Origin of the sequence: Pedobacter punctiformis, assembly GCF_027213715.1 — a bacterium.
Taxonomy (GTDB): Bacteria; Bacteroidota; Bacteroidia; order Sphingobacteriales; family Sphingobacteriaceae; genus Pedobacter; species Pedobacter punctiformis.
The window spans coordinates 144,875-171,289 of record NZ_JAPWGM010000001.1; the positions used below are offsets into that span (position 1 = coordinate 144,875).

A 26,415-nucleotide genomic window follows, 5' to 3' on the forward strand; every position below is an offset into this window, starting at 1 on the left:
AATATTTCCTTTGGCAGATCTTAGGTATCAATTCTGTTATACAATGATTACATTTCATAAATAACAGGTAAAACATAGCTCAGAACACATGTTTATCAACTTTGCTCTTTCCTCATACATTTTTTGTATCTTTGCAGCGAAGCAGGAATAAGGGCTTTGTTATGCTGAACGCAGTAAAGAATCTATATCAAATGAGATGCTTTAAGATTCAGCAAGACAATATTCTCTCCGCAAGTTAGTCCTTCAACAAATGATTGTTCTAGCTTCTTCGATAAATATTACACAGAAAAATACATGTTATTCAAAGAATTAAACCTCATTGAGCCAATTTTAAAGGCCCTTGAGTCCGAAGGTTATACACAACCTACACCTATACAGGAGCAATCCATCCCAACCATATTAAAAGGAAAAGATTTATTAGGCTGCGCACAAACCGGAACCGGAAAAACTGCTGCGTTTGCGATTCCTATGTTGCAGTTATTGCACGAAAAACACATCAATACCAAGGCATCAAAAAATATAAAGGCTTTGGTTTTAACCCCAACGCGTGAACTTGCTATTCAAATTGAAGAAAGTTTTAAAGCTTACGGCCGTCATTTAAATTTACGTCATCTGGTTATTTTTGGTGGTGTAAATCAGCATTCGCAGGTAGAAGCCTTAAGAAAAGGTGTTGATATTTTAGTTGCTACACCGGGCCGTTTATTAGATTTAATGAACCAGGGGTTTATCAGCTTAAGTACCATCGAACTTTTTGTTTTAGATGAGGCTGACAGAATGCTGGATATGGGCTTTATCCACGATGTAAAAAAAGTAGTAGCTAAACTTCCGGCAAAACGCCAAACCTTGTTCTTCTCGGCTACCATGCCTGATGAAATTCAAAAGTTAGCTAACACTATTTTATCAAGCCCAACAAAAGTTGAGGTTACTCCGGTATCATCAACTGCAGAAACCATTAACCAGTCGATCTATTTTGTAGATAAGCCCGATAAAAAGAAATTGCTGATCCACTTACTGGAAGATAAAACTATTGAAACAGCTTTGGTTTTTACCCGTACCAAACATGGGGCAGATCGAATTGCCAAAGATTTAGGTTTTGCAGGCATTAAAGCTGCAGCCATTCACGGCAATAAATCTCAAAATGCCAGACAACGGGCTTTAACTGAATTTAAAGAAAAGAAAATTCGTGTTTTAGTGGCTACAGATATTGCAGCCCGTGGTATTGATATCGATCAGTTGTCTCACGTTTTTAATTATGAATTGCCAAACATCCCTGAATCTTATGTACACAGAATTGGCCGTACCGGCCGTGCTGGTGCAAACGGAATTGCCATTTCATTTTGTGATGCGGAAGAAAACGAATATTTAATTGATATTCAGAAGCTGATTAAAATAACCTTACCGATTGTCGACGATCATCCTTATCCATTAAGCTGGCAAAGTATGATGGCAAAAAATCAGGTTAAACGCAAACCTCAAGCCCAATCTAAAGGTGGCGGTGGTGCTAAAAAAGGCGATGGCAATATGAGTGGTAAACCACGTAATGCCAGCAACAACAGAAGATTTGGTGGCAACAGAAGAAAAAGAGATTAAACTTTATTCGTTATTCTGAACTTGTTTCAGAATCTGAAAGCAGCCATAAAATAAAACCCCGGATTACATGGTAACCCGGGGTTTCTTTATAACAGAGCAATTACTCTCCGCTTTAACCTTTAAGCTCTATTTTTTACTTTCGGCTTAAACGACTACATTAATAATCTTTCCTTTAACAAAAATGATTTTCTTAGGCGATTTCCCGTCTAAAAACTTCTGGAATTGTTCATTTGCTAATAAAATGGCTTCAACTTCCGGCTGATCTAGGGTTAAACTCAGGTTGAGGTTCATTTTCATTTTACCATTAACGGATACCGGATAAGCAAACTCATCTTCAACCAGATATTCAGGGTTAAAGGTTGGAAATTTAGTATAAGATAAAGTTCCAGCTTCATTGCCTAGTAAAACCCAAAGTTCTTCGCAGATGTGTGGCGCATAAGGCGATAAAATAATTACCATATCTTCCAGAATCTGTCTGTTTTTGCATTTTAAATCGGTCAGTTCATTTACAGCAATCATAAAACTCGAAACTGAAGTATTGAAAGAGAAACGTTCAATATCATCCTGTACTTTTTTAATGATTTTATGCAATGATTTTAATTCTGCCTTTGTAGGAACTGAATCGTTTACATGGAAATGCCATTCTTCATTGTGGAATAAACGCCAGAATTTACGCAAAAATTTAAACACACCTTCAATGCCGTTGGTATTCCATGGTTTACTTTGCTCCAATGGGCCTAAAAACATTTCGTACATGCGCAGGGTATCGGCTCCATAACGTTCAATCAAATCATCGGGATTAACCACATTGAATTTTGATTTCGACATTTTTTCTACTTCAACACCGCAAATGTATTTTCCACCTTCAAGGATAAATTCTGCATTTGCATACTCCTCTCTCCAGTTCTTAAATTTGTTTAAATCTAAGGTATCATTCTCTACTATATTTACATCCACATGCAATGCCGATGTTTTATATTCTTTTCTTAAACCTGCAGAAACGTAAGTATTGGTTGGTTTTCCGTCTGCATCATTAATTCTGTAAACAAAATTACTTCTGCCTTGAATCATCCCCTGGTTAATCAGTTTTTTGAAAGGCTCTTCTTCTTTGGTATAACCTAAATCTTTTAAAAATTTATTCCAGAAACGGCTGTACAATAAGTGGCCTGTTGCATGTTCAGAACCACCGATATATAAATCTACCGCTTTCCAATATTCAATGGCTTCTTTTGATGCAAAATCACCATTGTTATTGGCATCCATATAACGATACCAATACCAGCTGCTTCCTGCCCAGCCCGGCATGGTACTTAACTCGTAAGTTCCGCCTGCTGCCGGAATCCAGTCTTCGGCCCTTGCTAAAGGCGGTTCTCCGGTTTCAGTTGGTAAATATTTATCAATTTCAGGCAATAGCAATGGCAATTCTTCCTCATTTAATAAATAAGGTAAATTGTTTTTAAAATAAACAGGAATCGGTTCGCCCCAGTATCTCTGGCGACCAAAAATCGCATCACGCTGGCGGAAATTAACCTTTGCTTTACCAACTTTTTGTTCTTCCAGCCAGTTATTTAAAAATGGAATTGCTTCTTTATAAGTCATTCCATTAATAAAACCAGAGTTAATGTATTTTCCTTCTTTGGTTGCATCTGCTTGCTGATCGATGTCTTTTTGTGCATCCAGTATTTGGATAATCGGCAAGTTAAAATGAGTTGCGAATAACCAGTCACGCTGATCACCACTCGGAACGCCCATTACTGCACCGGTTCCATAACCCGCTAAAACATAATCCGCAATCCACAGTTGTACACGCTCCCCACTTACCGGATTAACAACATAGGTTCCGGTAAAAGCACCAGAAACCGTTTTGGTATCCGCCATGCGGTCCAGTTCAGATTTCTTTTTTGTTTGAGCAATATAATTTTCAACAGCCTGTTTTTGTCCCGGCGTTGTTAATTCAGCAACCCATTCGTGTTCAGGCGCTAAAACCAGGTAAGAAACACCAAAAATGGTGTCAACACGGGTCGTAAAAACTTCAATTTGTTTATCATTTCCTTCAACCTGGAATTTTACCGATGCCCCAACACTTTTACCAATCCAGTTGCGCTGCATTTCTTTAATTGGTTCAGGCCAGTCGATGGTATCCAAACCCTGCAAAAGACGATCCGCATAAGCAGTAATTCTCATGCTCCACTGCATCATTTTCTTTTGCTCTACCGGATAACCGCCACGCTCAGAGAAACCATCTTTCACCTCGTCGTTTGCTAAAACAGTTCCCAAAGCCGGGCACCAGTTTACTGTACTTTCTCTAAGATAAGTTAAACGATATTTTAAAAGTTCTTCTTGTTTTTGTTCTTCCGTAAAGGTTGCCCAATCGCTGGGTAAAAATGATTTGGTATCCTCATCACAAACGGCTTTTACATCTGCAGAACCTGATGAGTTAAATTTTTCGATTAAGGTTGAAATGTCTTCCGCTTTATCATTTTCCAGATTATACCATGAATTAAACAGTTGCATAAAAATCCATTGTGTCCATTTATAATAAGATGGCTCACTAGTGCGAACTTCCCTGCTCCAGTCAAAAGAAAATCCAATCTGATCCAATTGGCGGCGATAAGTTGCAATGTTTGCTTCAGTTGTAATTGCCGGATGTTGTCCGGTTTGTATTGCATATTGCTCTGCAGGCAAGCCAAAAGAGTCGTATCCCATTGGATGCAAAACATTGAAACCTTTTAAGCGTTTGTATCTCGAAAAAATATCTGATGCAATGTAACCAAGCGGGTGACCAACGTGTAAACCTGCTCCTGATGGATAAGGGAACATATCCAATACATAATATTTTGGTTTGGTCGAATTGGTTTCTGCCTTAAACGTTTGTTTATCGGCCCAAAACTTTTGCCACTTTTGTTCTATTTCTTTGAATTGATAATCCATTGCAAATTTTTGATTTTAAAGTGGCGAAATTACACAAATTAAGGGGTTTTAGAAAACAGATTAATTTATAATTTTCAGGGCATGATGTACAGATTTACATAGCATTATGAACAAAAAAATGCGCCATTGATTTAAAACCAATGGCGCAAACAAATAATCGGGGATTAAGATCTTTTATCTTGTTAAATAGTATACTTTAACAACATTTGTTTTATCAAGTTTAGCCGTAAACTGGAGTTCCTTGTCCTTTAAAACATTTATGGTACAATAAGAAATACCTTCTTCAGGAAGATAAATATTAAAAGCATCCATTGTACCTGTGTAATCTCCAATAGTTTTAGTGCCTTTTAAGCTTAACTCCAGCACATCATCATTATTGGATTTAAAATCCATATAATCAGTTGATGCTCCGTAAGTAAAAGTTCCGTTTTTTATTATTGACTCTCCGGTGTAGCCAGATACTACAATTTTATTCACAGTCCATTTTCCCATAATCCGGGCTTTTACAGACTCAGTGTCCTTTTTACAAGAAAAAATAGTTGCCGTGACCAATAATAATAGCGTTACAATTGTAATTTGTCTTTTCATTTTGGATGTTTTTTAGTTTTAGGATGCATTAATAACGCCCTTTCACCAAATTTCGTACCGATTAATAAAAAATATATGATTTTTACCAAATTTTATTCTAAAACTAAATCTTAAATAGATTCGTTATTGTCATTTAACAACGCATTAAATTGGTGTTATAAGGTATAATTTATATTTTCGCAGAAACAAAATTTAAATACATGGAAGAATTTGAAGTAAGTGACGCATCTAAGAAAACCAAAACGGTATATATTTCTACTATTTTCAGTATTGCATTGGTTTTATTAATGTTGGGGTTGCTTGGCTTAGTACTTGTTCATGCCAAAAACTTATCTAACTATGTTAAAGAAAACATTGTTTTAAACATTATTGTAGATGAAGGTGCTAAAGAAGCTGATGTTTTAACCTTCCAAAAAGAATTAAATGCCAACCCTGCTGTAAAACAAACACAGTACGTAAACAAAGAGCTGGCAGCAAGAAATTTAACCCAGGATTTGGGCGAAGATTTTGTTAACTTTTTAGGATACAACCCTTTAACTTCTACTTTTGATGTGTATTTAAAGGCAGAATATGCAAATAATAAAAGTATAGATGCTTTAAAAGCAAGTATTTCTAAAAATCCGGTCGTTAAAGAAGTGGTTTACCAAAGTTCTTTAATTGATATGGTTAATAAAAATATTAACACTATCGGATTAATAATTTTGGCCTTTGCTGCTGTTCTTCTAGTAATTGCCATCGCCCTGATTAACAACACCATACGCTTAGCCATTTATTCTCAGCGCTTTTTAATTAAAAGTATGCAGTTGGTTGGTGCAACGAAAAATTTTATCAGACGTCCTTTCTTATTATACGCAGCATTACATGGATTAATTGCAGCTTTTATTGCAATCATTATTTTGCTGGGCACATTAATTTATGCTAGAAAAGAAGTTCCTGAAATTATAATTTTAAATAATTACAAAGAATTTGGAGTTGTATTTATTGGCTTATTGATTATAGGTATATTTATAACAGGCATTAGTACCTGGTTTGCGGTAAGCAGATATTTACGTTTAAAATCTTATCATTTATATAGATAATGGCAGAAAAAAAAACAAACCCTGTAAGCCAGGGTGTTAAAGACGAATTGGTTTTCGGTAAAAAGAATTATCAGTTATTATTAATCAGTATAGCGATTGTTGCTGTTGGTTTCATTTTAATGATGGGCACTACAGACATTTACGATATTAGAAAAACCTTAATTGCACCATTAGTGGTGGTATTTGGTTTCGCCTTTTGCATTTACGCTATACTTAAAAAATAATTTAACTATATCTTTTAAAAGTAAAACGCTTAACCATCCAGCGTTCTCTTTTTGCTACATTATTTATTCGCTATGAATTATTTCGAAGCTGTTATCCTTGCTATAATTGAAGGGTTAACAGAGTTTTTACCCGTATCAAGTACAGGGCATATGATTATTGCATCTTCATTTATGGGGATTGCAACAGAACCTTTTGTAAAGTTGTTTACCATTGCCATACAGCTTGGTGCCATCCTTTCGGTATTGGTGTTATATTTCAAACGCTTTTTTAAGTCTGTTAATTTTTATTTAAAACTTATCGTTGCTTTTATACCGGCGGCAGTTTTTGGTCTTTTATTAAGTAAAAAGATCGATGAACTTTTGGAAAGTCCGTTAGCCGTAGGAATTTCTCTTTTTGTTGGCGGTATAATTTTATTATTTGTTGATAAATGGTTTAACAAGCCAACCATTCACGAAGAAGAAAACGTAAGTTACTTAACCGCTTTAAAAATTGGTTTCTTTCAATGTATTGCCATGATTCCGGGTGTTTCCCGCTCCGGAGCTACAATTGTTGGCGGAATGAGTCAAAAATTAAGCAGAAAAGTGGCTGCAGAGTTCTCCTTTTTTCTTGCAGTACCTACTATGTTTGCAGCAACTGCAAAAAAATTATACGATTTTTATAAAGAAGGCCATACCATTACCTCCGAACAAACAAATTTATTGATTATTGGTAATGTAGTTGCTTTTATAGTGGCTTTGCTGGCTATAAAAAGCTTTATTGGTTATTTAAATAAAAATGGTTTCAGAATTTTCGGCTGGTATAGAATTATTGTTGGGTTAGCCATTATCATTCTGTTATTAACCGGACATAAATTGCAAATTATATAATCTGTATCTTTGCAGAAAAAAGATTTTGAGTACAGAAAATCCAAAGTTTAAAGATTTCGATTTTGCCGGGGGCGAACTTATATTAATCAACAAGCCTTACAAGTGGACCTCATTTGATGTGGTTGGCAAAATCCGTAATTCTTTAAAACCACAAAAACTTAAAGTTGGTCATGCGGGCACGTTAGATCCGCTTGCCACAGGTTTACTCATCATTTGCACCGGCAAACTGACCAAGCAAATTGATACTTTCCAGGCCGAAGAAAAGGAATATACCGGAACGATGATTTTGGGTGCTACTACCCCATCATTTGATATGGAAACTGAAGTAGATTCAACTTTCGACATTAGCCACATTACCGAAGAGCAAGTTTATGCAGCTACAGCACCTTTTATTGGTGATATAGAGCAATACCCACCAGCCCACTCTGCAGTGAAAATTAATGGTGAACGGTTATATGTTAAAGCCAGATTAGGTGAAGAAGTAGAACTCAGGAAGCGTTTTGTTAATGTGCCTGAATTTGAAATTACCAGAATTGAGTTACCTGAAATTGACTTCAGAATTGTCTGCAGCAAAGGCACGTACATCCGTTCGCTAATTTCTGACTTTGGAAAACAACTCAATAACGGCGCTTATTTATCAAAACTTACACGTACCCGCAGCGGAAACTTTTTGCTCTCTAATGCATTTGAGGTTTTAGAACTCGTTGATTATATTCGCAGTAAGAAAGAAGAAGCAAAAGCAGCAACGCAGGTATGAACCACGTTAAAAACAGAAACACCCGTTATATAAAAGATTTTTTTCTGATTACTGCCGGCATTACTTCTGCCTGTTTTGGTTTGAAAAGTTTTTTAATGCCCAATCATTTTATTGATGGCGGGGTTACCGGTATTTCTCTTTTAATCAGTACGTTAACAAAATTTGAGCTTTCTTACTTAATTATCATTATCAATGTTCCATTCGTAATTTTAGGCTATAAACAAATTGGTAAAGGTTTTGCCATTAAAACTGCTGTAGCAATAGTGGCCCTTTCCATCGCCCTCTTTACATTACCTTTTCAGCCCATTACGCATGATAAATTGTTAATCGCTTTTTTCGGTGGTTTCTTTTTAGGTGGTGGCATTGGCTTAGCCATGCGTGGTGGCTGTGTAATTGATGGTACCGAGGTTTTGGCGCTTTACATCAGCAGAAACAGCCCACTCACGGTTGGAAACATTATCCTGATTTTAAACATTATTATTTTTGGCTTTGCAGCCATCTTTTTAAACATTGAAACGGCCCTTTATGCAATTTTAACTTATTTATCGGCCTCTAATACCATCGATTTTATTGTAAACGGTTTAGAACAATATACTGGCGTGACTATTATTTCTGAAAAGAAAGATGAAATCCGTGAATTTATCATCCATGAAATGAGACGTGGTGTGACCATTTATAAAGGCGAAGGCGGTTACGGCGAAAAGAAAGATATAGACATTCTTTACACTGTTGTAACCAAACTGGAAATGAGCAAATTGCAAAGCATGATCAGGCAAATTGACAGCGATGCATTTGTAATTCAGCAGCAAATAGCAGATTTAAAGGGCGGCGTTGTAAAAAGACAAAGTACCCTGCATTAACTGCAACATGAACACAATAAAAATTTAACATTATTCCCTTGAAAATATATAATCATTTATCAGATTTCTCTAAGCTAAATAATGCTGTAGTGACCATTGGAACTTTTGATGGCGTGCATTACGGACATCAGAAAATTATAAGAAAACTGGTAGAAAAGGCTAAAAATAGCCATGGAGAAAGCGTAATTTTGACTTTTTTCCCTCATCCAAGAATGATTATTGATCCTGAAAATCAGGATTTAAAAATGATCAATACCATAAATGAAAAAGCAAAGATTTTAGAGGGCCTGGGCGTAGATCATTTAATTATTACTCCTTTTACAAGAGATTTCTCAAACCTGTCTCCGCAAGATTATATCAAAAACATTCTTGTGGACACTATTGGTACGAAACACATTATTATTGGTTATGATCATCGTTTTGGAAAAGACAGGTCTGGTAACCTCACGGACTTAAAAAGTGCCGGCCAGCATTACGGTTTTGATGTGGAAGAAATTGCTGAACAAGACATTCATGATGTTGCCGTAAGTTCTACCAAAATCCGTCATTCACTTTTAGAGGGCAATGTAAGTTTGGCAGCAGATTACCTTGGTTATGCTTTTTCAATATTTGGCCGGGTAATTAAAGGCGATAAAATCGGAAGAACAATTGGTTTTCCAACCGCTAATATTTTCGTGGAAGAAACTTACAAACTTATTCCTGGAGATGGTATTTATGCCGTAACCGTAGAAATGAGTCAGCTTGAAGATAAAGATAGTCTTCCGGAGTATAAAACGTACAAAGGCATGGCTTACATTGGTCAGCGTCCAACTATAAACGGTATGACCAGAAATATTGAAGTCAACATTTTTGATTTTAATCAGGAAATTTATGGGCAGGATATTAAGATGAATTTCTTAAAGTTCTTACGCCATGATGTAAAATTTACGGGCTTAGAGGCTTTGAAAATTCAATTGCAACAGGATAAAGAAGATACTTTAACTTATTTTAAATCATTGTCATAAAATAGACTTAATCCATTTTCCACTTCCAAAAAAGCCTTATTTTCGTTATATTTACGGCAATGAGGCTTTTTTACATTACACTTCTTTTTTTATTTTCAGTTACTTTTGCAAGCACCGCATCGCAGAAAATAGAAGTTAATACTCCAAATAAAAGCTTTAGGTCAAGCATTGTTTCTAATCATTTTCAGGTAAAATTTAAGACTAATATTTGGCAGGAGAACGAAACACTGCAAAAAGATTTCATTTCAAATAATACCTTAAAAACATTAAGCAGCTCTTTTGTTCTGCTGCTTTTCTTTTTTTTTATTTTATCAAGGAATGCCCGCTCCCATACTAAAACGATAATCAAAAGATTAAAATATAAGTATTGGTGTGTATTTAAAATGCTGTATCCGAAACATTTTTTCTGGTAAGTTGTAGATTGATTTAAAATTTCGTTTTGCTGATTTCAGCATTTTTTAAGTTCTGAATAAGCTTCGGAACAGTGTAAGCGACTCCTGATTATTTACTTTACCTTTTTATTTTTCATAAATGCATTTACCACCTTTAATTTCCGATTTAGGTTTAATTCTTGCCTCTGCCGGAATAACCACTCTTATATTTAAAAAAATTAAACAGCCACTGGTACTGGGTTACATCATTGCCGGTTTGTTAGTTGGCCCCTATTTAGATTTTTTACCAACCGTTACAGATAGAAAAAGTATTGATATATGGGGCGAAATTGGTGTAATCTTTCTTCTTTTTAGCTTAGGTCTTGAATTTAGTTTTAAAAAATTAGTCAAGGTTGGAGGTGCCGCTTCCATAACCGCCATTGTAAAAGTGCTTTTTGTTTTAGGAACAGGTTACCTGGTAGGAAAACTGATGGACTGGTCTGATATGAACAGTTTATTTCTGGGCGGTATATTATCCATTTCCTCTACAATGATTACCATTAAAGCATTTGAAGAACTTGGTATAAAGCATAAGAAATTTGCAGGTTTAGTTTTCGGGGTGCTTATTGTAGAAGATTTAGTAGCCATTTTACTACTCGTTTTGTTCTCTACAGTTGCCGTAAGCCAGCAATCAGCAGGCCCGGAGATGCTTCAATCCATTTTAAAATTAGGTTTTTTCTTAATTTTATGGTTTTTAGGTGGTATATTTTTAATCCCGTCGTTTCTTAAAGCCACAAAAAAACTGATGAATGATGAAACCATGCTCGTGGTATCATTAGCACTTTGTCTTATCATGGTAATCCTAGCCGATAAAGTCGGTTTTTCTGCTGCATTGGGTGCATTTATTATGGGTTCAATTTTAGCCGAAACTACCCAGGCGGAAAGAATTGAGCATTTAACAAAATCGGTAAAAGATTTATTCTCTGCTATTTTCTTTGTTTCGGTAGGTATGCTGATCGATCCATCCATGCTGGTTAAATATGCCGGTCCAATTATTATCGTTACACTGGTTATTATTGTAGGTAAAATACTCAGTACCATATTAGGTGCATTACTTTCAGGGCAGCCTTTAAAAACCTCCGTGCAGGCCGGTATGAGTTTGGCTCAGATTGGGGAGTTCTCTTTTATCATCGCTTCTTTAGGTTTATCTTTAAAAGTTACAAGCGATTTTTTATACCCTATTGCGGTGGCCGCAGCTGCAATTACGACTTTTACCACCCCCTACCTGATCAAACTTTCGGAACCGTTTTATAATCTTCTGATTAAAATTTTACCAAAAAAATGGCAGGATGGAATCGACAGGTACAGTTCAAGTACAGAAGGCATTACCAAACTAAGCGACTGGCGGATTTTACTAAAATCTTATGCATTTAATACCATCATCCACTCAGTAATTATCATTGCAGTTATCTTTTTAGCTTATCGCTTTATTCAGCCCTTTATGGCTAAACATGTCTCAAGCGAATTAAGCTCTACCCTTATAAGTGTCATTATCTCCTTCATTTTAATGGCGCCATTTTTATGGGCATTATCCATCAGAAGAATTCAAAAAACTGCGTATTCGCATCTTTGGCTTAATAAAAAATATACCCGTGGCCCTTTAATTGCCATTGAATTTTTCAGAATTGCACTAGGAGTATTTTTTGTAGGTTTTTTAATGTACAAGTTTTTTGACACCTGGATTGCAGCAGGAATTGCACTTGTTTTAATTGTGCTGGTGATGATTGTATTTTCCAGAAAACTTCAATCTTTTTATAATAAATTGGAAAAACGTTTCATTTTGAACTTAAATGCACGTGAAAACCAGAAACCTGATATTTTACCCTGGGATACCCACTTAACAGAAATAATGGTTTCGCCTGAATCTGAGGTTGTAGGCAAAACACTTTCAGAACTTATGATCAGGGAAAAGTTTGGGGTTAATATTGCCATGATAGAAAGGGGTAAAATAACGATCCCAACGCCCGGACGTGAAGAAAGATTGTATCCAAATGATAAATTATTATTAATTGGGGCAGATGATCAGCTTGCTGGGGTTAAAAACCTGCTGGAAGTAGACTTACCAGAGATTGAAGCTGAAAGCAATTTCCCGGATAAGGAAATGACCTTACAAAAAGTTGTAATCAATACCGAATCTCCTGTATATGGCTTAAGCATCAGAAATGCCGGAATCAGAGAGAAAGCACAAGCATTAGTTGTGGGTATTGAAAGAGGGACTGACCGCATCTTAAATCCTTCATCAGACTTTATTTTTGATAATGGCGATGTAATCTGGATTGTAGGAAACAGTAAAAAAATTAAAGAGGTTATTTAATTACCATCTGGCTACAATAAACCCGTCAAAATATACTGACCATCATTTCCGGTTTTATTTTTTCCTGAAAATTTATAGCTAAATTATAACACGTCAACTATTAACACATAAATAGTTGGCGTTTCTATGTCAGATCATTGATACTTTTGACTAAGAACTAAAAATCATATATTCGTATTCAACGCAAATAATGAAAGTAGACAGAGACAAAAGTGAATTTTTAGATGATGTTATTAATCAATGGCAACAGGAGGGCTTAATTAACGCAGAAACGGGTTCTAAGCTTAGAAAAAGTTATGAAGCTAAAAACTTCGATTGGTTAAGACTTGCTCAATATGCATTTTGGGTTGCTTTAGCCTGTGGTTTTATCGCTTTGGGCTCTTTATTGATTGATAATTCGATCCTTAATTATTTAAAAAGGGTTTATAATACGCCAAATATTGTAATTGCCATTGTATCTGCTGGCTTAGCGGCCTGGCTTTACATTTTAGGTTTCAGACGAAAGAAAAAACTGGCACATTTGAAATTCAGTAATGAGGCTATTGTTTTTTCTGCTATTTTACTAACGGCCAATGCCATTGCTTATTTTGGTAAAGCTGTTGATAACGGATCTGGCAATTTTTCTATCCTTATCCTGATTTCTGTTTTTATTTATGGGGCTTTGGGCTATATTTTCAATTCCAGACTGATTTGGATTTTCGCATTAATTTCTTTAGGTGCCTGGTTCGGTACAGAAACAGGTTATTTAAGCCGTTGGAATTATTATTTCCTCGGCATGAACTATCCTTTAAGGTTTGTCGTTTTTGGGGCGGTATTAACAGCTGCATCCTTTATTATGAAAGGTTTTACTAAAACACAGCATTTTTTCCAGGTTACTTATATAGCCGGGATGGTTTACCTGTTTGTTTCATTGTGGGCTCTTTCTGTATTTGGAAATTTTGCCAGCCTCGAGGAATGGTATGCGGTAAGGCAGTTGAGCTTATTTTACTGGGCTCTAATTTCTGCAACAGTTTGCGTAGCAAGTACTTTATTCGGGCTTAAATACCATGATGATATTGCCCGTGAGTTTGGCATTACTTTCCTGTTTATAAATCTGTATACCCGGTATTTCGAATATTTTTGGGATAGTTGGCATAAGGCTCTTTTCTTTGCCGTATTGGCTGCATCATTTTGGTTAATTGGTAGAAAGGCAGAAAAGATTTGGAATGTGGAATTTCTGAAATAAAGAAATCAGCCGGGATATTTTAGAAGAATTAAAAATACGGCTGAATAAATGCCAGCCGTATTGACAATTGAAACCTCTCCCACCACTACCAGATGTGCTCCTTATACACAACCCGCTATTCAGAATCTCCTCATGATATTGTAATCATTGATCAGATCATAAATGCATGACAATAAATCACAATATAGAGATAAAAAAATAAGTCTGAAAATATTTAATTACTTTCCATAAAAAAGTCCGGACTGTTTAAAACCGGACCTTTTATTTATGTTATTAATTGAGCTTTTCCGCCAGCATTTTCATTTCAATGTGAGGTGACCGGTTGTTGTATAAAACGTTATACACTGCTGTGCAAATCGGCATGTTTACCTCAAATATTTCATTTTTGATATGCATACACTTAGCCGCATAATAACCTTCTGCAATCATATTCATTTCCAGTTGTGCAGATTTTACGGTATAGCCCTTACCAACCATGTTTCCAAAGGTTCTGTTACGGCTAAATTGTGAGTAGGCTGTAACCAAAAGATCACCCAGATAAGCAGATTCTTTTATATCACGGTTAATGGGATGCACAGCATCAACAAAACGTTTAATTTCTCTGATGGCGTTACTAATCAGCACTGCCTGGAAATTATCTCCATAACCGATACCATGACAGATACCGCTCGCAACAGCATAAATATTCTTTAAAACCGCTGCATACTCTGTTCCAAAAATGTCGTCAGATACATTTGTTTTAATATAGCGGGTATTTAAAAAAGAGGCAAAAACACCTGCCTTTTCAACATCAGTACAGGCGATAGTTAAATAAGAAAGCTTTTCAAGCGCAACCTCTTCTGCATGGCAGGGCCCGCTCACTACCAAAATATCGTCATAAGGAATTGCATATTTTTCGTGCAAAAATTCACCCACAATCAGGTTATCTTCAGGTACAATTCCTTTAATGGCAGATATAATTTTCTTTCCTTTTAAATCGTCAGGACTAATACCCTCCAGGCTTGATTTTAAAAATGCAGCAGGAACGTTTAAAATAATATATTCAGCAGCTTTTATGATGCAGTTAATATCTGACGAAATATTTTCTCCGGCTAATTTAAGTTCCACCGAACTGATGTAATGTGGATTATGCTTAAATTTTTTAATGTGTTCTATGGCTTCAGCATTTCGCATCCACCAGTAAATTTCTTTTTCAGATAAATTATCTGATAACATTTTTACAATGGCAGTCGCCCAGCTTCCGCCCCCTATCATCGCTATTTTAGGTACCATGTTTATAAAATAAAAATCCCGGCTTAAAGTTTTAAACCGGGACAATTTAATTATTAAATATCGTTATCTGACCTTACTTTTTAGCGTCTTTGCTAAATAATTGGTCTTTAGAGGTTTTCTCTACAATCATTCCGTCTTTCAATTTATTTTGAATGGCCGAATATGGCCCGGTTACAATTTCCTGACCTGCTTTAATTCCTGATTTCACAATAATGAACTGATCATTCTGGATGCCGGTTGTAACTTCAACCTTTTTAACCTTTTTATCTGTATTGTAAACGTAAACGTATTGTTTAACTTTTTTATCAGTTAATTTAGATTTTTGTTTATCGCTATTTTCCTGATTGCCTTCGCCACCGCTGCTTGCGGCAGCTTTATTCTCAGTAAATACGGCCTGAATCGGAACGGCCAAACCGTTTAATGATTCACTTTCAATATCTACTGTTGCTGACATTCCGGGACGGAAGATGGATTGTTGTTTACCAGCTAGTTCTTCTGTGATTCTAATTTTTACAGAGAAGTTAGTTACCTGATCTACCGATGTAGAAGTTGTAGTACCAACAGCTGTTGATGAACTGGCAATTTCAGTAACTACACCTCTAAATTTACGGTCAGAAAACGCATCTACTTCTATATTCGATTTATCTCCAACTTTTACGCGGGTAATGTCATTTTCGTTTACATCAACATTAACTTCCATCGATGAAAGGTTTGAAATACGCATAATCTCTGTACCTGCCATTTGCGAAGTACCTAAAATACGATCGCCTAATTCGATAGATAATTTTGAAACCACCCCATCAACCGGAGCATAAATAGTTGTTTTAGCTAAGTTTGCACCTGCTTCTTTAACATTTGCACCCGTTTGTTCTAATGTAAACTTTGCACCGGTTACCCCTTCTTTAGCACTTGCTAAATTGGCTTTAGCGGTTAAGTATGTTGCTTTAGCTGCATCAAACTCAGAGGCAGATATTACTTTCTTACTAAACAATTCTACATTACGTTTATAAGTAGCTTCGGCATTTACAAAGTTGGCCTGGTTTTGTATTAATTGTTGTTGAGCTGAAGCAACACTTGCTTTTTGAGCATTATAGGTTGCAACAGTTCTTTCGTAACCTGATTGCAACACATCTGGTCTAACTTTACAAAGTAATTGTCCGGCTTTAACAACATCGCCTTCTTTCACTTTTAATTCAACCACCTCACCAGACACCTCGGAACTTAATTTCACTTCGGTTTCTGGTTGTATCTTACCACTTGCTGTTACCGTTTCTACAACAGTTTTATCAGATGCTTTTTCTGTTGTTACTTTCTCGGTTTTATCTCCGCCAATAACGCCAGCCATTCTTAATCCAACCAGAATAAGCAGAATAACAACTATGGTAATAATAATGTGCTTCAGTTTCATAATTTATTGTATTGTTTTTGATTTATTAAAATGTAATTGGCTTACCCAGGTAATAGTCAATTACTTTAGCCCTGAATAAAAGATCATATTTGGCCTGGATAAAATCTATTTCAGCCTTATTTCTATTGGTTTGTGATGTTGTATAATCCAATGAGTTTACTAAACCCACATTATATCTTTGTTCTACAACATAAAAAGCATCTTTTTGTGCATTAAAAGCATTTTGTGTTGAACTATATCTGCTTTGCGCAGCTTTTAAATCCGTTGTAGCCTGAAAGATAACTTTGTTCAAGTTGTTTTTTGCAAGCTGCTCTTGTGTTAAGGTATTTTGGTAAGTTATTTTTGCTCTGCGAACGTTTGAACGGGCAGTAAACCCATTAAAAATAGGAATTTGCAAACTCATACCAATACTTTGACCCAAACGCTGATTTATCTGATCTGCAAAAGAAGACTGAGGCGTTTGCCCATTATAATTAAACTGATAAGAGTAAGAGGTATTTATACCCGCACCTAAACTTAATGAAGGAGAATAACCACCTTTAGCTACCGCAATAGCTTGTTTAGCAGCCAGCGATCTTAAGCTTGCCAGTTTAACATCTGGAAAAATATTTAATGCACTGTTATAAATTTCTTCAGCGCTTGCAGTTGCCGGAACGGCTTTAACATTATCAATTAATGGTGCCTGAACAACAAATTTTTGATTGGGTTGCATTTCCATTAACTGCCCAAGGGTTAAATACGAAATAGAAAGTGCATTTTGAGCATTCGTTAAATTTAACTCTGCTGTTGCAACCTGCGATTTTGCCTGAGAAACATCTGCCAGTGTTTTGTTACCTGCATCAAGCAAAGCATTTTCTCTGGTTAAGGTTTTATTGGCAATATCCAATTGTTCTTTAGACGCTCTTTCCAAATCAGTGTTATACAATACCTGAAGATAAGCGGTAACCACATTTAAAATCAAATCGTTTTTTATCTTTTCTACATTACTTTTTTCGGCTTCCAGAAGGGTTTTGTTCTGTCTGATTTGATTAATTTTTGAAAAGCCCTGAAATAAATCCACATTAGTACTTAAATTACCACTGGTGTACAATGAGGTTTGATTGGTAACCTGGAAAGTAGTTTGATCCAAACCACGACCGAAAGTTAGATTTGGATTTATACTCGCATTTAAATTTGGATATAATGCAAATTTAGATTGGGTTAAGTTTTCTTCGCTTAATGCAGCACTAAATTGTGCCTGTTTAATTTGCAGGTTATTTTTCAGCGTATTATCTACAGCCTGCTGCAAACTTATAACTTCCTGGGCACTAACGCTCTGAGCAAAGCATAAGGCCGCCAATAATGCAGATCCGGTTAAAAATTTATTTTTGGTAAACATTTTCATAATTTGTTTCAAATCTATATAAACAACTTTAATAATTTCAATCTGTACAGGCAATTACTAACTTTGAGGTTAAAATGTACCTGATCAAATCACCGCTTCTGCTTAAATGGTATTATCCATCGTTAATATGGAATAAGTCCCGCTCTGAAAAAGTTATTTATTTAACCTTTGACGATGGACCTATACCCAATGTTACAGATTTTGTTTTAAAAACTTTAAAAGCTTTTAACGCAAAAGCAACTTTTTTTTGCATTGGCGATAATATTGTAAAACACCCTGAAGTTTTTGAACGTGTAAAAAACGACGGGCATGTTATCGGAAATCATACCTTTAACCACCTTAAAGGCTGGAAAACCGATGATGACACTTATATTAAGAATGCAATCCAGTGTCAGGAAATTACACAAACTCATTTATTCCGCCCACCTTATGGCAGAATTAAAAAAAGTCAGATCAAAAGTCTTCAATCCTTAGTTTTTAGTCTAAAGTCTGATTCCAAACTCAAGACTCAGGATTCAAGACTCAACATCGTTATGTGGGACGTTTTGAGTGGCGATTTCGATATCAATCTTGCGCCAGAAAAATGCTATCAAAACGTAATTAAAAATGTCAGGAATGGATCAATCATTGTTTTTCACGACAGTTTAAAGGCTTTTGACAGGCTGGAATATGCCTTACCAAAGGTGCTTGAATATTTTTCGGAAAAAGGTTTTCAGTTTTCATCACTGTAATTCAGCCATCGTTATGCCAAAAAACAAGTGTTGCTTTAATGATTTAAGCAACAAGCTTTTTATAAAAACTAAGGCCTGCTAACTGTTCAAAAATGAACACAGTTGTTCGTTACCGCACATTATCCTTGCTTTTGCCGGATGCATTTGGAATTGCAGTTTATTTAGAATTCTTCCAAATAATACAATGATGTAAGTATGACGGCTATAGGGATATTTTTTTTGTAAATTCGCAGCTAATAGAATAGAAGTATTACCTTTTAACCAATAAAATCGATGGCTTTTGATATAGACATGATTAAAAAGGTTTATGCAAACTTCGGCAGCCGCGTTGATGCAGCTCGTAAAGTAGTTGGCAGACCTTTAACACTATCTGAAAAAATATTATACGCACACCTTTGGGATGGCGATCCAAAAACAGCATTTACCCGTGGAACGGATTATGTAGATTTTGCTCCGGATCGTGTAGCTATGCAGGATGCTACGGCTCAAATGGCTCTTTTGCAATTTATGCAGGCTGGCCGCCCACAAGTTGCAGTTCCTTCAACAGTACACTGCGATCACTTAATTACAGCTAAAGAAGGTGCTGCGATAGATCTTCCTCATGCAAAAACAGAAAGTAAAGAAGTTTTTGATTTCTTATCATCTGTATCAAATAAATATGGTATTGGTTTCTGGAAACCAGGAGCAGGTATTATTCACCAGGTTGTTTTAGAAAATTATGCTTTCCCGGGTGGAATGATGATCGGTACCGACTCTCACACGGTAAACGCAGGTGGTTTGGGTATGGTTGCCATTGGTGTTGGGGGTGCTGATGCCTGTGATGTAATGGCCGGATTGCCATGGGAACTAAAATTCCCTAAATTAATCGGTGTTAAATTAACCGGTAAATTAAATGGCTGGACTGCTGCTAAAGATGTTATTCTTAAAGTTGCGGGTATTTTAACTGTAAAAGGTGGTACTGGTGCAATTGTAGAATATTTTGGTGATGGCGCTACTTCTATGAGCTGTACGGGTAAAGGCACCATTTGTAATATGGGTGCTGAAATTGGTGCAACAACATCTACATTTGGTTACGATGAAAGCATGGAGCGTTATTTACGCGCTACAGGCAGAAACGAAGTGGCTGATGAAGCAAACAAAATAAAAGAACATTTAACTGGCGATGACGCCGTTTATGCCGATCCTGAAAGTTACTTCGATCAGGTTATAGAAATTAATCTTGATGAATTAGAACCTTATTTAAACGGCCCTTTTACACCAGATTTGGCAACTCCTGTTTCTCAAATGAAAGTTGAAGCTGAGAAAAACGGGTGGCCTTTAAAAGTAGAATGGGGATTAATTGGTTCTTGTACCAACTCTTCTTATGAAGATTTATCAAGAGCAGCATCAATTGCTAACCAGGCCATTGCAAAAGGTTTGGTAACCAAAGCGGATTTTGGTATTAACCCAGGTTCTGAGCAAGTTCGTTATACAGCAAACCGTGATGGTTTCTTAAAAACTTTCGAAGATTTAAATGCAACCATCTTCACTAATGCCTGCGGACCATGTATTGGTATGTGGGATCGCGTTGGTGCAGAGAAAGCAGAAAAAAATACAATTGTACACTCGTTTAACAGAAACTTTGCTAAACGTGCCGATGGTAACCCGAATACTTTTGCTTTTGTAGCTTCGCCAGAAATGGTTGCTGCAATTGCTATTTCAGGTAACCTTGCTTTTAACCCTTTAACAGATACTTTAACAAATGATAAAGGTGAGCAGGTTAAATTAGATCCACCAACAGGCGATGAATTACCTACAAAAGGTTTCGCAGTTGAGGATGCTGGTTTCCAGGCGCCAGCCGCTGATGGTTCATCGGTTGAAGTTCTGGTATCTCCAACTTCGCACCGTTTACAATTATTAGATCCTTTTAAACCTTGGGAAGGTACTGACCTTAAAGACTTAAAACTATTAATTAAAGCTAAAGGTAAGTGTACAACAGATCACATCTCTATGGCCGGTCCATGGTTAAAATTCCGTGGTCACTTAGATAACATTTCCAATAACATGCTTATTGGTGCCGTTAACTACTTTAACGATAAAACAGATAACGTTAAAAATGAATTAACAGGCGAATATGGTCCTGTTCCGGCTACTCAGCGTGATTACAAAGCTGCAGGTATCGGTTCAATTGTAGTTGGAGATGAAAACTATGGTGAAGGTTCATCACGTGAGCATGCAGCAATGGAGCCCCGTCACTTAGGCGTTCGTGCGGTATTGGTAAAATCTTTTGCCCGTATTCACGAAACCAACCTTAAAAAGCAAGGTATGCTGGGCTTAACATTTGCGGATAAAGACGATTACGATAAAATCCTTGAGGATGATACAATCGATATTTTAGGCTTAACAACGTTTGCACCAGATAAACCATTAACGTTAGTATTACACCATGCTGATGGTACTCAGGAACAATTTAATGTAAACCACAGTTACAATGCTCAACAAATTGAGTGGTTTGTAGCAGGTGGCGCATTAAACATTATCAGAAGAGATGCTGCAGCTAAAGCAGCTCAGGCATAAATTCTGAAAATCAAAAGCCAAAGAAAATCCCGTTTTGAGTAAAATCAGAACGGGATTTTTTTATGCGGACAGGGGTAAAAAATATTAGTAAATTAATTTTGGTTTGCCATCAATACATTCAACACCTTTTGGCGGAAGAATTATCGCACAGGTTGAAACTACTTTATATTTTGCAATAAAAGCTTTTTGTTTATTGGTGTAAACTTCTACTTTTTGTAAAAATTGATCAGTATTTATTTTTACTGAATAAGGAATAAATCCTATAGTTCCACCACATGCCTGACTTCCAATTGGTACAAATTTCCATTCTGAAGAATTTGTACAAGTTTCTGCAGCAGACATTTTCTGAATTTCATCTAATAAGGTTTTTAATTCTTTTTCATCCGCATCCCTAGTGGAAGGAAGAAAGTTATTGTCTTTACAACCGGAAAAGGTAAACAAAGTAATTACGAATAAAATAAGTGCACTGCTTTTAATTGAATTTGTTTTCATTGGTTAGTCTTTAATTTAAACGTAAAACGAAACACAGCAGTAAAACGCTACAAATTACGGTTTCAAAAACTTTTGCCACCAATATCCAGAATCCTTTATCGTTCTGTGCTGGGTTTTAAAATCATTATAAATCAGCCCGAAACGTGCATTAAAACCCTCAGCCCATTCAAAATTATCCATTAAAGTCCAGGCCATATAGCCGGTTATATTTAATCCTTCTTTTTTAGCTTTAAGCAAAGCTTCCAGGTAAAGTTTAAAATAGGCTATCCTTTCTTCATCCTCTACCTTTCCATTTATTAATTTATCGTGATAAGCAGCCCCATTTTCAGTAATCATAATATTTTTGACACCCGGGTAGCTGGCAAATTGCTTTACAATATTATAAAAGCTATTGGCATTAATTTCCCAGCCCATTGCGGTATGTGGTTTCTTCCGGCTTTTGGCTTTTACTTCCCAGGCCTGGATAACCGGAATAAAAGCATTGTATTTTACGGTTAGGGGGAAATAATTTTGCAGACCTATAAAATCGAAGTCAAATTTTAAGCGTTCAGTTTGTCGCCAGGTACCGTATTCAATCTGAAATTTCTCCAGCACATCCCAGTCTGCTGTCGGAAAGCCCATTCCTAAGGCTGGTTCAATAAAAAGACGGTTAATTAAACAATCAATTCGTTTTGCGGCTAAAACATCCTGTTCACTTTGTGTATTCGGAATCACTTCTGAACAGGAATAAGTGGTTCCAATATTTGCTTTACTAATTTCAGCACGTAAAATTTTACCGCCTTCGGCCTGTGCAATCGCCGTATGCAAGGCAGCAGAAAAGAAATTGCTTAATCCCGTTTTTCCAGGCGCATGAATGCCTAGCATATAACCCAGTGAGGTAAATCCAAAAGGTTCGTTCAATACAATCCAGTTTTTAACTTTATCCCCATACTCCAATGCGCAAATGCTTACAAAGCCATTAAAAGCTGCGTTAATGCTAAAACTTGTCCACCCGCCTTCATCTTCTAAAGCCTGCGGCAAATCCCAGTGGTATAAAGTAATGTAAGGCACTATTCCCTGCTTTAAACACTCATCAATTACATGGTGATAGAAACGAATGCCTTCAGGGTTTATATCTCCCCTGCCAGTGGGTAAAATTCTGGACCATGCAATTGAAAATCTAAAAACTTTGAACCCTAAAAGCTTAACCAGTGCAATATCTTCCTTGTACCGGTGGTAAAAATCACAGGCTACATCAGGCTTGTGCCCTTTTTTGATTTTCCCGCTCCTTGCAGAAAAAGTATCCCAAATAGATGCCCCTTTTCCGTAAGTATTCGCTGCACCTTCTATTTGTGTTGCCGCGGCAGCCACTCCCCATAAAAAATCAGCTCCAAAATCAATCGATTTTACCATAATAGAAATTGCCCGGCTTAAGTTGCAACTTTAATATTAACTAACCATTAACAATTTAAGCAAAATGAGGTACTCAGATTTAATGGACTAATTTAAAGTTAGTCCTATTTCTTTTAACAGTATGGCTGCATTGAAAGTTTTACAAGGCCCTTGTTTCAGTTTATAATCAAATTTCATTTCGCCTTCCATAATTTGAATATCGAAGTGGAAATTTCTTAGCGTGTCCGGATGAGTTTCTTTTAAGTCGGCAAGTTGTAAATCATGGGTTGCAAAAAGTGCCGGAGTTTTTTCTGCAATTAATTTTTCTACAAAAACTTTAGATCCCAGGTATTTATCGCGACTGTTGGTCCCTCTCAACATTTCATCAATTAAAACAAAGGTGGTTTTATCCCGAACAATGTTGTCCAAAATCATCTTAAGCCGGTTTAATTCAGCCTTAAATGTAGAAGTACTTTCGTTTAACGAATCTATAATCCGCATATAAGTATTAATTACAAAAACAGATAAGGTCATTTCTTTTGCGCAAACGGGGGCTCCCGCATAGGCGAGAACCATATTAATACCCAAAGTGCGTAGAAAAGTACTTTTACCAGCCATATTAGAGCCCGTTACAATATCAACGGTAGGTTGTTCTTCTAAATTAAAATCGTTCGAAACCCTTAATTTATCAGCAATTAGTGGGTGACCAATTGCTTTGCCTTCCAGTTTAAACTTTTCACTCACTACCGGAAAAACCCAGTCTGGCTGATTATAAGTAAGCGTAGCAAAAGAAATCAACTCTTCAAAATCTCCTATCCGGTTAAGTGCCGCAATTACATCATAGGATGAGTTTTGATGCCATCGGTCCAGACTAATGCAACACCTTAAATCCCACATAAAAAGTGCATTTAAAATACCTCCTACTAAAATATTAAGCCGGGCATCAAAGTTCTTAATAATAACAGAAAGGTCTTTTATTCTTTTGCTGACCTGAATTTTTGAAGTAAACAAGTTTAATATATAAGCACTTTTCCAGTTTTGGTGTTCTGTCCAGCGGATTGCCGAAGCATAGTCGTTTAAAAGCGTAAATCCTCCACCAAAGCAATAAAACACTTTAGTAACCTTTGAGTTTATTAAAATGTTCCAGCCTGTATTGATGATAAAAAACGCGGTTAAAAATTTCCAGTATACATCACTTACCAATAAACCCAGCAGAATTAGCGAGATGGAAATAAAAGGAGCTAAAAGAACGTAAAACTTCAAAAATTTAGAGCGGGTAAAAAGTAATTGTTCTCCCAACTGACTTTTAAGCTGTTGTTTAATCTGCTCTATTTTTTCAATATCGTGTCCATGCAAATTGGCCCTGAATGCAAAGGTTTCCTCAATTTGCTCAACCAGTTCTTTCACGGCCTCTTGTCTTTGTGAAATAACCGCTACCGGATTAGCTGCTGCTAAATTTCGAGCCAGTAAGGCATTACCATTTTTACTATAACAACGGTTGACTTTTGCAAATAGCGATGAGCGTCCAAAAATATCGAGATCGGATGTATAAATGTGTTGCTCTGACCCGAAGTTACTTCCATGATCATAGCCATTTTCCAGACCATTCATCAGGTTACTTTCGTTTTGGTAAACCCACAAAAGCTGTTTCCGGTAATCAACCTCACGATCCAGTGCACTTTGCTTGCGCACAATAATTATAAAACCAACTACGGGTAACATTAAAGCAAAATAAATAACCGGCCGCCAAATGTCATCTGCTGAATTAAGCAGCAAAACAAAGAAAAGTATTTCTGCCAGGAACAAACCAATACGCATAAACGAAAGCTGGTCTATTCTTTTTTTAGTTTGACTGATTTGGCTGGTTAAATCATTAATTGTTTGGGTGTAACCTGATAATATTTCTTGTTGTGTTTTTAACATTATATTTGAAGTCTCAAAAACGATAAATATAGGTAAAATATTAAATGAAGATTACCCTGATTGCAATAGGTAAAACCGAAGACAAATATTTAATTGAAGGTATTGATAAATACATCAATCGGCTAAAACATTATATTAACTTTAATTTTTTGGCTATACCGGATGTAAAAAACGTTAAAAATTTATCAGAAGCTCAGCAAAAAGCTAAAGAAGCAGAGCTTTTGCACAAACAAATTAACAATGGCGATGTTGTAATTTTATTAGATGAAAAAGGCAAAAAATATACTTCTGTTGCATTTTCTGCATATTTAAATAAACAAATGGTGGGTAGTGTACAGCACCTTATATTTATCATCGGTGGCCCCTATGGTTTTGATGAAAGTATTTACAAAAGGGCCAATGGCTTAATTTCGCTTTCGGATATGACCTTTTCTCACCAGATGATTCGTTTATTTTTTGTAGAACAATTGTACAGAGGATTTAGTATATTGAAAGGTGAGCCCTATCACCACGCTTAGTGCAAAAGAAATGGAAATTTGCAGTTAAAAAATGTATTTGCAAATATGGAATTAACCGGATTAGATCATCATTAAAATAAAGGAAATTATGTTACTGGATAAATATAAACGGAATTATAGATTTAAAAGTAACCAACGGGGAAATGACAAATACCTTTGGATTAGCTTAATCGTATCAGCAATAATTGTGATCCTGATTTATTATTTCTCTTAATACACAGGAGTTTTCACAAAAAATTGACCATAAAAAAACACCGTACAAAAATTGCACGGTGTTTTTTGCTTTATAAAACAAAAGCTTAAACGCCTTTTTTACTGGTCATACTTGCTTTTTTAGCAGGTGCCGAAGTTTTTGTTGTTGCTTTAGCACTAGCCGCTTTTGAACCTGTATTTTTTTGCTTTTTATCTTCGGCAGCTTTCTCTTCTGATAGTTTAATCTCAGCAGCTGTTCCCGGAGTATCAGGAGTATCTTCTTTAAATAAAGGTAAATCTTTAATTAAGCTATACCAGGTAATAATTTTTTTCATGTCTGAAGCATAAACTTTTTCTTCATCATGTCCTGGCGCTACCTCATTAAAATAAGTACGCAAAGTAGCGGTATCAGCCTTTACATCAGGTGTAGTTCCTTTTGCTGATATTTTAGTAAAAATATCCACCAGTTTAATTTCTTCATCTTCGCCATACACGGTAATATCTTCTAATGAAGCTAATTTTGTGTTGGTGATGTTGGCTACAATCTTAACTTTTTGAGCATCTAAGCTCTCCAAAATATAGCCTACTTTATTTTGTCCTACCAGTTTAAATAAACCCGGTCTGCCAGATACGGCAACAATTCCTCTTAAATTCATATATAAATTTTTAAGCGTTTAGCAATTGGTTTGAAGCAAAAA

Annotated in this window: 21 protein-coding genes; 12 read left to right on the top strand and 9 right to left on the bottom strand. The window is 36.0% G+C overall.

Translation table 11 applies throughout. The features are described from left to right. The first annotated feature begins 294 nt into the window (after window positions 1-294). Complete coding sequence (locus O0955_RS00620) at window positions 295-1,590, top strand: DEAD/DEAH box helicase (protein ID WP_269425607.1); 1,296 nt, start codon at window positions 295-297, stop codon at window positions 1,588-1,590. Window positions 1,591-1,734: 144 nt separating this feature from the next. Here O0955_RS00620 and leuS read toward each other — a convergent pair whose 3' ends face one another. Both leuS and O0955_RS00630 read right to left on the bottom strand, forming a co-directional pair. After that, on the bottom strand, window positions 1,735-4,521 hold the full coding sequence (gene leuS, locus O0955_RS00625; protein ID WP_269425608.1) for a leucine--tRNA ligase: 2,787 nt from the start codon (window positions 4,519-4,521) through the stop codon (window positions 1,735-1,737). A 174-nt stretch (window positions 4,522-4,695) separates the two neighbouring features. After that, window positions 4,696-5,109: a hypothetical protein gene (locus tag O0955_RS00630; RefSeq protein ID WP_269425609.1), complete on the bottom strand. Its 414-nt coding sequence runs from the start codon at window positions 5,107-5,109 to the stop codon at window positions 4,696-4,698. A 200-nt stretch (window positions 5,110-5,309) separates the two neighbouring features. Here O0955_RS00630 and O0955_RS00635 point away from each other — a divergent pair, with 200 nt between their 5' ends. From O0955_RS00635 to O0955_RS00670, 8 genes are all read left to right on the top strand, one after another. Then, window positions 5,310-6,188: a cell division protein FtsX gene (locus O0955_RS00635; RefSeq protein WP_269425610.1), complete on the top strand. Its 879-nt coding sequence runs from the start codon at window positions 5,310-5,312 to the stop codon at window positions 6,186-6,188. Beyond that, window positions 6,188-6,412, top strand: a complete 225-nt coding sequence (locus O0955_RS00640; protein WP_269425611.1) for a DUF3098 domain-containing protein — start codon at window positions 6,188-6,190, stop codon at window positions 6,410-6,412. Before O0955_RS00635 ends, O0955_RS00640 begins: the two co-directional genes overlap by 1 nt. 72 nt (window positions 6,413-6,484) lie before the next feature. Continuing rightward, a complete protein-coding gene (locus tag O0955_RS00645) occupies window positions 6,485-7,279 on the top strand; it encodes an undecaprenyl-diphosphate phosphatase (RefSeq protein ID WP_269425612.1) in 795 nt (264 codons plus the stop codon). A gap of 25 nt (window positions 7,280-7,304) precedes the next feature. Then, window positions 7,305-8,036 (top strand): tRNA pseudouridine(55) synthase TruB, encoded by a 732-nt coding sequence (gene truB / locus O0955_RS00650; RefSeq protein ID WP_269425613.1) that lies wholly within the window; start codon window positions 7,305-7,307, stop codon window positions 8,034-8,036. Next, window positions 8,033-8,896, top strand: coding sequence for a YitT family protein (locus O0955_RS00655; RefSeq protein ID WP_269425614.1), 864 nt, complete (start codon window positions 8,033-8,035; stop codon window positions 8,894-8,896). The genes truB and O0955_RS00655 overlap by 4 nt, the downstream gene beginning before the upstream one ends. Before the next feature lie 38 nt (window positions 8,897-8,934). Next, window positions 8,935-9,900 (top strand): bifunctional riboflavin kinase/FAD synthetase, encoded by a 966-nt coding sequence (locus O0955_RS00660; RefSeq protein WP_269425615.1) that lies wholly within the window; start codon window positions 8,935-8,937, stop codon window positions 9,898-9,900. Between the two features lie 531 nt (window positions 9,901-10,431). Further along, window positions 10,432-12,645 (top strand): cation:proton antiporter domain-containing protein, encoded by a 2,214-nt coding sequence (locus O0955_RS00665; protein WP_269425616.1) that lies wholly within the window; start codon window positions 10,432-10,434, stop codon window positions 12,643-12,645. Between the two features lie 190 nt (window positions 12,646-12,835). Continuing rightward, the gene (locus tag O0955_RS00670) at window positions 12,836-13,870 is read left to right on the top strand and encodes a DUF2157 domain-containing protein (protein WP_269425617.1); all 1,035 of its coding nucleotides are present in this window, start codon (window positions 12,836-12,838) and stop codon (window positions 13,868-13,870) included. 273 nt (window positions 13,871-14,143) lie between these two features. Here the strand turns inward: O0955_RS00670 and O0955_RS00675 are convergent, their stop codons facing one another. From O0955_RS00675 to O0955_RS00685, 3 genes are all read right to left on the bottom strand, one after another. Beyond that, the gene (locus O0955_RS00675; protein WP_269425618.1) at window positions 14,144-15,142 is read right to left on the bottom strand and encodes an NAD(P)H-dependent glycerol-3-phosphate dehydrogenase; all 999 of its coding nucleotides are present in this window, start codon (window positions 15,140-15,142) and stop codon (window positions 14,144-14,146) included. Window positions 15,143-15,215: 73 nt separating this feature from the next. Beyond that, a complete protein-coding gene (locus tag O0955_RS00680; RefSeq protein WP_269425619.1) occupies window positions 15,216-16,550 on the bottom strand; it encodes an efflux RND transporter periplasmic adaptor subunit in 1,335 nt (444 codons plus the stop codon). A gap of 25 nt (window positions 16,551-16,575) precedes the next feature. Further along, window positions 16,576-17,934: a TolC family protein gene (locus O0955_RS00685; protein WP_269425620.1), complete on the bottom strand. Its 1,359-nt coding sequence runs from the start codon at window positions 17,932-17,934 to the stop codon at window positions 16,576-16,578. Window positions 17,935-18,008: 74 nt separating this feature from the next. Here O0955_RS00685 and O0955_RS00690 point away from each other — a divergent pair, with 74 nt between their 5' ends. Beyond that, window positions 18,009-18,665 carry a polysaccharide deacetylase family protein gene (locus tag O0955_RS00690; RefSeq protein WP_269425621.1) on the top strand — a complete coding sequence of 219 codons (657 nt, stop codon included), beginning with the start codon at window positions 18,009-18,011 and terminating at the stop codon, window positions 18,663-18,665. Window positions 18,666-18,938: 273 nt separating this feature from the next. Continuing rightward, on the top strand, window positions 18,939-21,221 hold the full coding sequence (locus O0955_RS00695; RefSeq protein ID WP_269425622.1) for an aconitate hydratase: 2,283 nt from the start codon (window positions 18,939-18,941) through the stop codon (window positions 21,219-21,221). 84 nt (window positions 21,222-21,305) lie between these two features. Here the strand turns inward: O0955_RS00695 and O0955_RS00700 are convergent, their stop codons facing one another. The 3 genes from O0955_RS00700 to O0955_RS00710 form a co-directional block, all read right to left on the bottom strand. After that, window positions 21,306-21,713: a hypothetical protein gene (locus O0955_RS00700; RefSeq protein WP_269425623.1), complete on the bottom strand. Its 408-nt coding sequence runs from the start codon at window positions 21,711-21,713 to the stop codon at window positions 21,306-21,308. Between the two features lie 54 nt (window positions 21,714-21,767). Continuing rightward, entirely contained in the window at window positions 21,768-23,105 is a 1,338-nt protein-coding gene (locus O0955_RS00705; RefSeq protein WP_269425624.1) for a GH1 family beta-glucosidase, read from the bottom strand. Between the two features lie 87 nt (window positions 23,106-23,192). Beyond that, complete coding sequence (locus O0955_RS00710; protein ID WP_269425625.1) at window positions 23,193-25,007, bottom strand: MutS-related protein; 1,815 nt, start codon at window positions 25,005-25,007, stop codon at window positions 23,193-23,195. Between the two features lie 44 nt (window positions 25,008-25,051). On the opposite strand from O0955_RS00710, the gene rlmH reads away from it, so the two are divergent. Then, window positions 25,052-25,525, top strand: a complete 474-nt coding sequence (rlmH, locus tag O0955_RS00715; protein WP_269425626.1) for a 23S rRNA (pseudouridine(1915)-N(3))-methyltransferase RlmH — start codon at window positions 25,052-25,054, stop codon at window positions 25,523-25,525. Between the two features lie 299 nt (window positions 25,526-25,824). Here rlmH and O0955_RS00720 read toward each other — a convergent pair whose 3' ends face one another. After that, entirely contained in the window at window positions 25,825-26,373 is a 549-nt protein-coding gene (locus tag O0955_RS00720) for a DUF5606 family protein (RefSeq protein ID WP_269425627.1), read from the bottom strand. Between the last annotated feature and the right edge of the window lie 42 nt (window positions 26,374-26,415).

What these genes read in the sequence shown, in the direction of transcription:
- O0955_RS00620 (WP_269425607.1), top strand. Translation starts at nt 295, where the DNA reads ATGTTATTCAAAGAATTAAACCTCATTGAGCCAATTTTAAAGGCCCTT.
- leuS (WP_269425608.1), bottom strand. Translation starts at nt 4,521, where the DNA reads ATGGATTATCAATTCAAAGAAATAGAACAAAAGTGGCAAAAGTTTTGG.
- O0955_RS00630 (WP_269425609.1), bottom strand. Translation starts at nt 5,109, where the DNA reads ATGAAAAGACAAATTACAATTGTAACGCTATTATTATTGGTCACGGCA.
- O0955_RS00635 (WP_269425610.1), top strand. Translation starts at nt 5,310, where the DNA reads ATGGAAGAATTTGAAGTAAGTGACGCATCTAAGAAAACCAAAACGGTA.
- O0955_RS00640 (WP_269425611.1), top strand. Translation starts at nt 6,188, where the DNA reads ATGGCAGAAAAAAAAACAAACCCTGTAAGCCAGGGTGTTAAAGACGAA.
- O0955_RS00645 (WP_269425612.1), top strand. Translation starts at nt 6,485, where the DNA reads ATGAATTATTTCGAAGCTGTTATCCTTGCTATAATTGAAGGGTTAACA.
- O0955_RS00655 (WP_269425614.1), top strand. Translation starts at nt 8,033, where the DNA reads ATGAACCACGTTAAAAACAGAAACACCCGTTATATAAAAGATTTTTTT.
- O0955_RS00665 (WP_269425616.1), top strand. Translation starts at nt 10,432, where the DNA reads ATGCATTTACCACCTTTAATTTCCGATTTAGGTTTAATTCTTGCCTCT.
- O0955_RS00670 (WP_269425617.1), top strand. Translation starts at nt 12,836, where the DNA reads ATGAAAGTAGACAGAGACAAAAGTGAATTTTTAGATGATGTTATTAAT.
- O0955_RS00675 (WP_269425618.1), bottom strand. Translation starts at nt 15,142, where the DNA reads ATGGTACCTAAAATAGCGATGATAGGGGGCGGAAGCTGGGCGACTGCC.
- O0955_RS00680 (WP_269425619.1), bottom strand. Translation starts at nt 16,550, where the DNA reads ATGAAACTGAAGCACATTATTATTACCATAGTTGTTATTCTGCTTATT.
- O0955_RS00685 (WP_269425620.1), bottom strand. Translation starts at nt 17,934, where the DNA reads ATGAAAATGTTTACCAAAAATAAATTTTTAACCGGATCTGCATTATTG.
- O0955_RS00690 (WP_269425621.1), top strand. Translation starts at nt 18,009, where the DNA reads ATGTACCTGATCAAATCACCGCTTCTGCTTAAATGGTATTATCCATCG.
- O0955_RS00695 (WP_269425622.1), top strand. Translation starts at nt 18,939, where the DNA reads ATGGCTTTTGATATAGACATGATTAAAAAGGTTTATGCAAACTTCGGC.
- O0955_RS00700 (WP_269425623.1), bottom strand. Translation starts at nt 21,713, where the DNA reads ATGAAAACAAATTCAATTAAAAGCAGTGCACTTATTTTATTCGTAATT.
- O0955_RS00705 (WP_269425624.1), bottom strand. Translation starts at nt 23,105, where the DNA reads ATGGTAAAATCGATTGATTTTGGAGCTGATTTTTTATGGGGAGTGGCT.
- O0955_RS00710 (WP_269425625.1), bottom strand. Translation starts at nt 25,007, where the DNA reads ATGTTAAAAACACAACAAGAAATATTATCAGGTTACACCCAAACAATT.
- rlmH (WP_269425626.1), top strand. Translation starts at nt 25,052, where the DNA reads ATGAAGATTACCCTGATTGCAATAGGTAAAACCGAAGACAAATATTTA.
- O0955_RS00720 (WP_269425627.1), bottom strand. Translation starts at nt 26,373, where the DNA reads ATGAATTTAAGAGGAATTGTTGCCGTATCTGGCAGACCGGGTTTATTT.